This is a genomic window from Streptomyces sp. BF23-19 (assembly GCF_041106355.1).
GTDB lineage: Bacteria > Actinomycetota > Actinomycetes > Streptomycetales > Streptomycetaceae > Streptomyces > Streptomyces virginiae_A.
In genome coordinates, this window is record NZ_JBGBPT010000045.1 from 58,771 (window position 1) to 69,288 (window position 10,518).

Here is a 10,518-nt window from a genome sequence, read left to right on the forward strand (position 1 = left end):
GCATGGCAGCCACCACCCACACAGTCAGCAACCAGGCCCCGCCCCTGGTGGGGTACGACGTCTACGGCGGCGATCGGGCCCTCACCGAGGGCGTCGAGCGTCACCTCGCGGCCGCGGAACCCGAACTCCTCGGCGAGGTAAGGCAGGAGCTCACCGACCTCGGTCGCGCGGCCGGTTCCGCGCAGGCCCAGGAATGGGGTGTGCAGTCGAACGAGAATCCGCCCAAGCTGCGGACGCACGACCGGTACGGGAACCGGATCGACGAGGTCGATTTCCACCCGGCCTGGCACCGGCTGCTCGGGCACGCGGTGACCTCCGGGCTCACCGACGCCTGGGGGCGGCCGGCCGGGCATCTGCGCCGGGCCGCCGGGTTCTTCATCTGGTCGCAGGCCGAGGCGGGGCACGGCTGCCCCGTCTCCATGACCCATGCGGCCGTGCCGGCGCTGCGCGCCGATCCGGCGCTCGCCGCCGAATGGGAGCCGCGGCTGACCTCGCACGTGTACGAGCAGGGCCTGCGGCCGGCCGCCGAGAAGGGCGGTGTGCTCTTCGGCATGGGGATGACGGAGAAGCAGGGCGGCAGCGACGTACGCGCGAACACGACGGCGGCGGTGCCGCTGGACGCGTCCGGCGAGTACCTGCTGACCGGGCACAAGTGGTTCTGCTCGGCTCCGATGAGCGACGGCTTCCTGGTGCTGGCGCAGGCACCGGGCGGACTGACGTGCTTCCTGGTGCCGCGGGTGCTGCCGGACGGTACGCGCAACGTCTTCGCGATCCAGCGGCTGAAGGACAAGCTGGGCAACAAGTCGAACGCGTCGAGCGAGGTGGAGTTCGACGGGACCTGGGCGCGGCGGGTCGGTGAGGAGGGCCGCGGGGTGCGGACCATCATCGAGATGGTCGCGGCGACCCGGCTGGACTGTGTCATCGGCTCGGCCTCGCTGATGCGGCAGGCGCTGACGCAGGCCGTGCACCATGCGGAGCACCGCTCCGCTTTCGGAGCGCCGCTCATCGACCAGCCGCTGATGCGCAACGTGCTCGCCGACCTCGCCCTGGAGTCGGAGGCCGCCACCACGTTGACCCTGCGCCTGGCGGCCGCCAACGACGCCGGGACCGAGCAGGAGAAGGCCTTCCTGCGCCTCGCCGTGCCCGCCGCCAAGTACTGGGTGACCAAGCGCTGTACGCCGATGGTGGCGGAGGCCCTGGAATGTCTGGGGGGCAACGGCTACGTAGAGGAGTCCGGGCTGCCGAGACTGCTGCGCGAGTCCCCGCTGAACTCCATCTGGGAGGGCTCGGGCAATGTGCAGGCGCTGGACGTACTGCGCGCCCTGCAGCGCGAGCCGCAGGCGCTGAACGCCTTCCTCCAGGAGGTCGGCCTGGCCCGGGGCGCGGACCACCGGCTGGATTCGGCCATCAAGGACCTGCTGACGGATCTCGCCGATCTGGAGGGCATCGAGGCGCGGGCCCGCCGGGTGGTGGAGCGCATGGCACTGGTGCTGCAGGGATCGCTGCTGGTGCGGTGGGCCCCGCCGGAGGTCGCGGACGCCTTCTGCGCCTCGCGGCTGGGCGGCGACTGGGGCACGGCCTTCGGCACGCTGCCGCACAGCCTGGATCTGCGCGCGGTGGTGGAACGGGCGCGGATCACGGGCTAGGAGAGAGCCCCCGTCGGGCTCCACGGCGGTCCCCAAACCGCTCCGAGCCGGGATCCGGGCCCATCACCGGTACAGAGGTGGCGCCGCGCCGACTCGGCACCACCCCTGATCCGAAGCCCCGAGGAGGAGCCGGCACGCCGCTCTGCGGCGTCCGGACAGTTTCGGTCGCCCGAACGGGACTTGGCGAGAGTTGCATACCGTTGCAACCTTTGAGTCGGCAGCCGCCCGTCGGGGTGCCTGGGGAAGCGGCACGCGCGGCCCTCCCGGGCGGCGGCTTGCGTCGTACGTCCTGTTCGCACGGGGAGGTTCCGGTGGCCGACACCACAGGCAGCACGGTCGATGTGGCCCGCATCTCGGCCATGGACGCGCGAGCGGCTGCACGTCTGCTCAAAGGCGTACGGGCGGCGGCGCTGGCCGGGGACCGCCCGCCGGCCGCGCCCCGGCCGGAGATCGCGGAGTCCTGGCGCCGGATGCTGGCCGGCGGGGTGCACCCCGATCGGGACGCGCGCTCGCGGATGCTGTCGGCCGCCGAGACCGAGGAGCGCCGGCACGTGTCGCCGCTGCGGGAGATCCTGCCGGTGCTGCGCGAGGGGCTGCTGCCCGCCCTGGACGAGGCCCTGCACATCATGGTCGTCGCGGACGCGGACGGGCGGCTGCTGTGGCGGGAGGGCCACTCCTCCATCCTGCGCAAGGCGGACCGGCTCGGTTTCGCGGTCGGGGCCGACTGGGACGAGGCCGTCGTCGGCACGAACGGGGTGGGTACCGCCCTGGTGGCCCGTCGCCCCGTGCAGGTGTTCTCGGCCGAGCACTTCGTCTCCAGCCATCACGACTGGACCTGCGCCGGGGCGCCCGTTCGGGACCCGCGCGACGGGCGGCTGCTGGGCGTGGTCGACGTCAGCGGGCCGCTGGCCACCATGCACCCGGCGACGCTGGCGTGGGTGAGTTCGGTGGCCCGGCTCGCGGAGCGGGAGCTGCGGCTGCGACACCTGGAGTCGCTGGAGCGGCTGCGGACGGTCGCGGCCCCGCTGCTGGCCCGGCTGCCGGGGCGGGCGCTGGCGGTGGACCCGAACGGCTGGACGGCGGCGGTGACGGGCCTGGCTCCGGCGGAGCGGATCCCGCTGCCGAAGACCTTCGGGCCGGGCCGGGTGTGGGTGCCGCGGCTCGGGGAGTGCGTGGTGGAGCCGCTGCCCGGCGGCTGGCTGCTACGGGTCGACCAGGACGGTCGCGGCACGGCGGCGGCGACCCGGATCGTCCTGGACCTCAGCCGGGCGGGGTGCTGGTCGGCGACGGTGTACGGGCCCTCCGGGAGCTGGTCGCAGGAGCTGAGCCCGCGCCACGCGGAGCTGCTGTTCCTGCTGGCGGAGAGCCCGCGGGGGCGTTCGGCGGCGGAGCTGGCCGGGGAGCTGTTCGGGGACCCGACGCGCACGGTGACGGTCCGCGCGGAGCTGTCCCGCGTACGCCGCCACCTCGCGGGCGTCCTCACCCACCGGCCGTACCGGTTCGCGCAGGACGTGGAGGTGGAGCTGATCCGCCCCGAGGACCCGGCCGCGTTGCTCCCGCACTCCACCGCACCCACGGTGGTCCGGGCCCGCCTGGGCCGTACCGGGCCCGGCATGATTCCCTGAGCTGCATGAGCACCATCACTCTCACCACCTGGTCGTTGGAGATGACCTCTCCCGCGGACCTCGTCCCGGCGGCTCCGGCGGGCCCGAAGATATCCATCGCGCGGGCGGAGGTCCCCTCCCCCGAGTTCAGCCGCTTCCTGTACGCGTCGGTGGGCGGCGACATCCATTGGACGGACCGGCTGGCCCTGACCCGCGCGCAGTGGGTGGAGCAGTTGGGCCGGCCCGGCGTGGAGACCTGGGTGGCCTACGACCGGGGCACGCCGGCCGGGTACGTGGAGCTCGACCCGCAGGACGACGGCGTGGTGGAGATCATGTACTTCGGTCTCCTCCCCGACTTCCGCGGCCGCCGCATCGGCGGGCACCTGCTGTCGGTGGGCATCGCCCGGGCGTGGTCCCTGGCGGAGCGCTGGCCGGAGCTGGAGCCGACCCGGCGGGTGTGGGTGCACACGTGCAGCCAGGACGGGCCGACGGCGATGAGCAACTACCAGCGGCGCGGCTTCAAGATCTTCAAGACGGAGACGGAGTCCAAGGTGGACACCCCGACCCCCGGCCCGTGGCCCGGCGCGTAGCGTATTCGAGCCCGGCTCCGCCGGGACCTGGGGCTCCGCCCCAGACCTCGCGCCTCAAACGCCGGCGAGGCTGAAAGATCCAGCCCCTCCGGCGTCTGAGGAGCGGGGGTTCGGGGGCGGAGCCCCCGCAGCGGCGCCGCGCCTCGAAAGCCTGCGAGGCCGCAATGCCCGCGCTCACCGGCGTTCGATGCGTGACCCCCGTCACGTCGTCCCGAAGTTCGAGACGAGTTCGTCCGAATCGTGGACAGTAGTGGACTCCTCCAATCGGCACATGACACGCTTCCGCCATGAATGGAGCTGGAATTGCCTTGGTGAGTCGGCGGCACGTCGACCTCGGCCGCATGTCCAGCGCCATCTGTCCGGCCCGCTGACGGAACCAGCCACGCCGCACATCGCCGTCGTCCCCGCCGCCGCGGACGCGCCGATCACCCGCTAGCCCCCTGAGGTCGTAGTACCGCCCTGCCCGCCGGCAACCCCGGCGCGGAGCGGGAATCAGCCACACCCGCTCGGAGTCGCCGAGCCCGCAGGGGAGCGCCGCCGCCTCCCCCTGCCCTTGCCTCGAGCCGCCGAAGAAGGACGTACCGCCATGGCCGCCACCCCCGAAACGCCCGCAGCCGCACCCGCAGCCGCCGCGCGCCGCAAGACCGGCCGTCACCGCGGTGAGGGCCAGTGGGCCGTCGGACACCACACGCCCCTCAACGGCAACGAGCAGTTCAAGAAGGACGACGACGGTCTCAATGTGCGGACACGCATCGAGACGATCTACTCCAAGCGCGGCTTCGACTCGATCGACCCCAACGACCTGCGCGGCCGTATGCGCTGGTGGGGCCTCTACACCCAGCGCAAGCCCGGGATCGACGGCGGCAAGACCGCGATCCTGGAGCCGGAGGAGCTGGACGACGAGTACTTCATGCTGCGCGTCCGCATCGACGGCGGCCGGCTGACCACCGAGCAGCTCCGCGTGATCGGCGAGATCTCGGAGGAGTTCGCGCGCGGCACCGCCGACCTCACCGACCGCCAGAACGTGCAGTACCACTGGATCCGGATCGAGGACGTCCCGGAGATCTGGCGTCGGCTGGAGGCCGTGGGCCTGTCCACCACCGAGGCCTGCGGTGACACGCCCCGCGTCATCCTCGGTTCGCCCGTCGCCGGCATCGCCCTGGACGAGATCATCGACGGCACCCCCGCCATCGACGAGATCTACCGCCGCATCGTCGGCAACAAGGACTTCTCCAACCTGCCCCGCAAGTTCAAGTCCGCGATCTCCGGCTCGCCGCTGCTCGACGTGGCGCACGAGATCAACGACATCGCGTTCGTGGGCGTGAACCACCCCGAGCACGGTCCCGGCTTCGACGTCTGGGTCGGTGGCGGACTGTCCACCAACCCCAAGCTGGGTGTGCGCCTGGGCACCTGGGTCTCGCTCGACGAGGTCCCGGACGTCTACGAGGGCGTCATCTCGATCTTCCGCGACTACGGCTACCGTCGGCTGCGCAACCGCGCCCGCCTGAAGTTCCTCGTCGCCGACTGGGGCCCGGCCAAGTTCCGCCAGGTCCTGGAGGACGAGTACCTGAAGCGCAAGCTGACCGACGGCCCCGCGCCCGCGCAGCCCAGCGGCCAGTGGCGTGACCACGTGGGCGTCCACCAGCAGCAGGACGGCAAGTTCTACGTCGGCTTCGCGCCCCGCGTGGGCCGCGTCGACGGCGCCACCCTGACCAAGATCGCCGACGTGGCGGCACGGCACGGCTCCGGCCGGCTGCGCACCACCGCCGAGCAGAAGATGATCGTGCTCGACATCGAGGCCGACCAGGTCGACTCGGTGGTCGAGGCGCTGGAGGCGCTGGACCTGCGGGTCAAGCCGTCCCCGTTCCGCCGCGGCACGATGGCCTGCACCGGCATCGAGTTCTGCAAGCTGGCCATCGTCGAGACCAAGGCGCGCGGCGCCTCGCTGATCGACGAGCTGGAGCGCCGCCTGCCGGACTTCGCCGAGCCGCTCACCATCAACATCAACGGCTGCCCGAACGCCTGCGCCCGTATCCAGGTGGCGGACATCGGTCTCAAGGGTCAGCTGGTCCTGGACGACGACGGCAACCAGGTGGAGGGCTACCAGGTCCACCTGGGCGGCGCCCTCGGCCTGGAGGCCGGCTTCGGCCGCAAGGTCCGCGGCCTCAAGGTCACCTCGGCGGGTCTGCCCGACTACGTCGAGCGGGTCGTCAAGCACTACGAGGAGCAGCGCGAGGACGGCGAGCGCTTCGCGGCGTGGGTCGCCCGCGCGGACGAGAAGAGCCTCTCGTGAGCGAGCGCGCCGCACCGTTCTACTGCCCCTACTGCGGCGACGAGGACCTGTTTCCCAACGAGACGGGCCACGGCGCGTGGGAATGCAGGGCCTGCAACCGAGCCTTCCAGCTGAAGTACCTCGGGCTGCTGGCCCGGGGCGTTCGGTCGGAATCAGCGGGATCAGCGGGAGGGGACGGGATATGACCACCACTCAAGACGTGCGTCTCACGGCCGAGGAACTGAAGGCGCTGGCCGAGCAGGCGGGCCGGGACCTGGAGGACGCCTCCGCGCCGGACATCCTGCGCTGGGCGGTCGACACCTTCGGCAAGACGTTCGCCGTGACCTCCTCCATGGAGGACGCGGTCGTCGCCCACCTGGCCTCGCGGGTCCTCCCCGGTGTGGACGTGGTCTTCCTCGACACGGGCTACCACTTCGAGGAGACCATCGGCACCCGTGACGCGGTCGAGGCCGTGATGGACGTCAACGTCATCACGCTGACCCCGCGTCAGAGCGTCGCCGAGCAGGACGCCGAGTACGGGCCGAAGCTGCACGACCGGGACCCCGACCTGTGCTGCGCGCTGCGCAAGGTCAAGCCGCTGGAAGAGGGCCTGACGGCGTACACCGCGTGGGCGACGGGGCTGCGCCGCGACGAGTCCCCGACCCGGGCGAACACCCCGGTGGTCGGCTGGGACGAGAAGCGGCAGAAGGTCAAGGTCTCCCCGATCGCCCGCTGGACCCAGGACGACGTGGAGGCGTACGTCGCCGAGCACGGCGTACTCACCAACCCGCTGCTGATGGACGGTTACTCCTCCGTCGGCTGCGCCCCGTGCACCCGGCGCGTCGCCGAGGGCGAGGACGCGCGGGCCGGCCGGTGGGCCGGGCGGGGCAAGACCGAGTGCGGACTGCACGGCTGATGACGACCGGCGAAGAACTTACGGAGACAGAGCAGATGAGCGTGAGCGACCAGGGCGCCACCGTGTGGCTGACCGGGCTGCCGAGCGCGGGCAAGACCACCATCGCCTACGCGTTGGCCGAGCGGCTGCGCGACGAGGGACACCGGGTGGAGGTCCTCGACGGGGACGAGATCCGCGAGTTCCTCTCCGCGGGCCTGGGCTTCACCCGCGAGGACCGGCACACCAACGTGCAGCGGATCGGCTTCGTCGCCGAGCTCCTCGCGAGCAACGGGGTCAAGGCGCTGGTGCCGGTGATCGCACCGTTCGCGGACAGCCGTGAGGCCGTCCGCAAGCGGCACGCCGCCGAGGGCACCTCGTACCTGGAGGTCCACGTGGCCACCCCGGTCGAGGTCTGCTCGGAGCGTGACGTCAAGGGCCTGTACGCCAAGCAGGCGGCGGGCGAGATCTCCGGTCTGACCGGGGTCGACGACCCGTACGAGGCGCCGGAGTCCCCGGACCTGCGGATCGAGTCGCACACGCAGACCGTGCGGGAGTCGGCTTCGGCCCTGCACGCGCTGCTCACCGAGAGGGGTCTGGCATGACGACGACCGTCGCACACGTCCACGACGAGACGGATGTGCCCTACGCGCTGTCGCACCTCGACGCCCTCGAGTCCGAGGCCGTGCACATCTTCCGCGAGGTGGCGGGCGAGTTCGAGAAGCCGGTGATCCTCTTCTCCGGCGGCAAGGACTCCATCGTCATGCTGCACCTGGCGCTGAAGGCGTTCGCGCCGGCGCCGGTGCCGTTCACGCTGCTGCACGTCGACACGGGTCACAACTTCCCCGAGGTGCTGGACTACCGCGACCGTACGGTCGAGAAGCACGGCCTGCGCCTGCACGTGGCCTCCGTCCAGGAGTACATCGACGCGGGCAAGCTGCGCGAGCGCCCGGACGGCACCCGCAACCCGCTGCAGACCGTGCCGCTGACCGAGGCGATCCAGAGCCTGAAGTTCGACGCCGTCTTCGGTGGCGGCCGCCGCGACGAGGAGAAGGCCCGCGCCAAGGAGCGGGTGTTCAGCCTCCGCGACGAGTTCTCCCAGTGGGACCCGCGCCGCCAGCGCCCCGAGCTGTGGCAGCTCTACAACGGCCGCCACGCCCCCGGCGAGCACGTGCGCGTCTTCCCGCTCTCCAACTGGACCGAGCTGGACGTCTGGCAGTACATCGCCCGCGAGGGCATCGAGCTGCCGGAGATCTACTTCGCCCACGAGCGCGAGGTGTTCCTGCGGGGCGGCATGTGGCTGACGGCCGGCGAGTGGGGCGGCCCGAAGGAGAGCGAGACGCCCGAGACGCGGCTCATCCGCTACCGGACCGTCGGTGACATGTCCTGCACCGGCGCCGTCGACTCCGACGCCGCCACGTTGGACGCCGTGATCGCCGAGATCGCCGTCTCCCGTCTCACCGAGCGGGGCGCGACCCGCGCCGACGACAAGATGTCCGAGGCCGCGATGGAAGACCGCAAGCGCGAAGGGTACTTCTAGACATGACCAGCACCACCGAGCAGTTCGCCGATGTGTCGGCGACCACCCTGCTGCGCTTCGCGACCGCCGGCTCCGTCGACGACGGCAAGTCCACCCTGGTGGGCCGGCTGCTGCACGACTCCAAGTCGGTCCTGACCGACCAGATGGAGGCCGTCGAGGCCGTCTCCGCCCAGCGCGGCCAGGACGCCCCCGACCTCGCGCTGCTGACCGACGGCCTGCGGGCCGAGCGGGAGCAGGGCATCACCATCGACGTCGCGTACCGGTACTTCGCCACCGCGCGCCGCCGGTTCATCCTCGCGGACACCCCGGGGCACGTGCAGTACACCCGGAACATGGTCACCGGCGCCTCCACCGCCGACCTGGCCGTGGTCCTGGTCGACGCCCGCAACGGTGTGATCGAGCAGACCCGCCGGCACGCGGCGGTCGCCGCGCTGCTGCGCGTCCCGCACGTGGTCCTGGCGGTGAACAAGATGGACCTGGTGGACTACCAGGAGTCCGTCTTCGCGGCCATCGCCGAGGAGTTCACCGCGTACGCCTCCGACCTGGGCGTCCCGGAGATCACCGCGATCCCGATCTCGGCGCTGGCCGGCGACAACGTGGTGGACGCCTCCGCCAACATGGACTGGTACGGCGGCCCGACGGTGCTGGAGCACCTGGAGACCGTCCCGGTCAGTCACGACCTCACGGCCTGCCCGGCGCGTTTCCCGGTGCAGTACGTGATCCGTCCGCAGTCCGCCGAGCACCCCGACTACCGCGGCTACGCGGGCCAGATCGCCTCCGGCGTGCTGCGCGTCGGCGAGGCCGTGACCGTCCTGCCGTCCGGCCGGACCTCGGTCATCGAGGGCATCGACGCGCTCGGCGAGAGCGTGGACATCGCCTGGGCCCCGCAGTCGGTGACGCTGCGGCTGAAGGACGACATCGACATCTCGCGCGGCGACCTGATCGCGCCGTCCGCGAACGCGCCGGCCACCACGCAGGACGTCGAGGCGACGGTCTGCCACGTGGCCGACCAGCCGCTGGCCGTCGGCGCGCGGGTGCTGATCAAGCACACGACGCGCACGGTCAAGGCGATCGTCAAGGAGATCCCCTCGCGGCTGACCCTGGACGACCTGTCCCAGCACCCGAACCCCGGGCAGCTGGTGGCCAACGACATCGGCCGTGTCGTCGTCCGTACCGCCGAGCCGCTCGCGCTCGACGCGTACGCCGACTCGCGCCGTACCGGGTCCTTCCTGCTGATCGACCCGGCCGACGGAACCACCCTGGCGGCGGGCATGGCGGGCGAGTCCTTCGCCTCCCAGGCGGAGACGACCGTCCAGGCCGACGAGGAAGGCTGGGACTTCTAGCTCATGCTTCCCGACATCTACTCGACCTTCGCGAAGGAGGGCGGCCGCGTAGGCAGCGGCGCCCTCGGCAGCGGCCAGGGAGGGGTTGCGCGATGTGCGCGATGACGTACGCGCACCGCATGCGCGCCCACACCCCCCACCGGCCGTATCCGCCACCGCTCCACAAACGAAGACGCGCGTCATGAGATGACGCCGTCACGAGAGGAAGTCCTCCCGTGCCTGCCACCGCCAGCACCCGCACCGCCCTCCGCCGCGGCATCGTCGCCGCTGCCGCCCTGCCGCTCCTGATCGGTGCGCTCGCTTCCTGCGGCTACGGCTCCGAGGCCAAGAAGGACGAGCCGAAGGCCGCCGACGCGGCCGATGCCGGCAAGAAGCTCTCCGCCTCCGAGGTGCGGATCGGGTACTTCCCCAACCTGACGCACGCCACCGCGCTGGTCGGCCTCCAGGAAGGCCTGATCGAGAAGGAACTGAACGGCACCAAGGTCAAGCCGCAGTCCTTCAACGCCGGCCCGTCCGAGATCGAAGCCCTCAACGGCGGCTCTCTCGACATCGGGTTCATCGGCCCCTCGCCGTCCATCAACGGCTACGTGAAGTCCAAGGGCTCCAACCTGCGGATCATCTCCGGATCCGC

General features: G+C 71.6%; 11 protein-coding genes. All 11 read left to right on the forward strand.

Going from position 1 to position 10,518, the window contains the following annotated elements:
- The first annotated feature begins 2 nt into the window (after nucleotides 1-2).
- Nucleotides 3-1,646: an acyl-CoA dehydrogenase family protein gene (locus AB8A24_RS24500; RefSeq protein WP_266481729.1), complete on the forward strand. Its 1,644-nt coding sequence runs from the start codon at nucleotides 3-5 to the stop codon at nucleotides 1,644-1,646.
- A gap of 359 nt (nucleotides 1,647-2,005) precedes the next feature.
- Nucleotides 2,006-3,271 (forward strand): GAF domain-containing protein, encoded by a 1,266-nt coding sequence (locus tag AB8A24_RS24505; protein WP_369477675.1) that lies wholly within the window; start codon nucleotides 2,006-2,008, stop codon nucleotides 3,269-3,271.
- A gap of 5 nt (nucleotides 3,272-3,276) precedes the next feature.
- The gene (locus AB8A24_RS24510; protein WP_369477671.1) at nucleotides 3,277-3,840 is read left to right on the forward strand and encodes a GNAT family N-acetyltransferase; all 564 of its coding nucleotides are present in this window, start codon (nucleotides 3,277-3,279) and stop codon (nucleotides 3,838-3,840) included.
- A 287-nt stretch (nucleotides 3,841-4,127) separates the two neighbouring features.
- The gene (locus AB8A24_RS24515; protein WP_312847410.1) at nucleotides 4,128-4,211 is read left to right on the forward strand and encodes a putative leader peptide; all 84 of its coding nucleotides are present in this window, start codon (nucleotides 4,128-4,130) and stop codon (nucleotides 4,209-4,211) included.
- 215 nt (nucleotides 4,212-4,426) lie between these two features.
- Entirely contained in the window at nucleotides 4,427-6,133 is a 1,707-nt protein-coding gene (locus AB8A24_RS24520; RefSeq protein ID WP_328961099.1) for a nitrite/sulfite reductase, read from the forward strand.
- The gene (locus AB8A24_RS24525; protein WP_328961100.1) at nucleotides 6,130-6,318 is read left to right on the forward strand and encodes a hypothetical protein; all 189 of its coding nucleotides are present in this window, start codon (nucleotides 6,130-6,132) and stop codon (nucleotides 6,316-6,318) included. Before AB8A24_RS24520 ends, AB8A24_RS24525 begins: the two co-directional genes overlap by 4 nt.
- Nucleotides 6,315-7,028 carry a phosphoadenylyl-sulfate reductase gene (locus tag AB8A24_RS24530; protein ID WP_266377971.1) on the forward strand — a complete coding sequence of 238 codons (714 nt, stop codon included), beginning with the start codon at nucleotides 6,315-6,317 and terminating at the stop codon, nucleotides 7,026-7,028. Before AB8A24_RS24525 ends, AB8A24_RS24530 begins: the two co-directional genes overlap by 4 nt.
- Nucleotides 7,029-7,063: 35 nt before the next feature.
- Entirely contained in the window at nucleotides 7,064-7,609 is a 546-nt protein-coding gene (gene cysC / locus AB8A24_RS24535) for an adenylyl-sulfate kinase (protein WP_266481733.1), read from the forward strand.
- Nucleotides 7,606-8,544 carry a sulfate adenylyltransferase subunit CysD gene (gene cysD, locus AB8A24_RS24540; protein ID WP_369477672.1) on the forward strand — a complete coding sequence of 313 codons (939 nt, stop codon included), beginning with the start codon at nucleotides 7,606-7,608 and terminating at the stop codon, nucleotides 8,542-8,544. Before cysC ends, cysD begins: the two co-directional genes overlap by 4 nt.
- Nucleotides 8,545-8,546: 2 nt before the next feature.
- Nucleotides 8,547-9,887, forward strand: coding sequence for a sulfate adenylyltransferase subunit 1 (locus tag AB8A24_RS24545; protein WP_266377979.1), 1,341 nt, complete (start codon nucleotides 8,547-8,549; stop codon nucleotides 9,885-9,887).
- A 215-nt stretch (nucleotides 9,888-10,102) separates the two neighbouring features.
- Nucleotides 10,103-10,518: ABC transporter substrate-binding protein (locus AB8A24_RS24550; protein ID WP_369477673.1), on the forward strand; the 416-nt coding region annotated here is incomplete at its 3' end.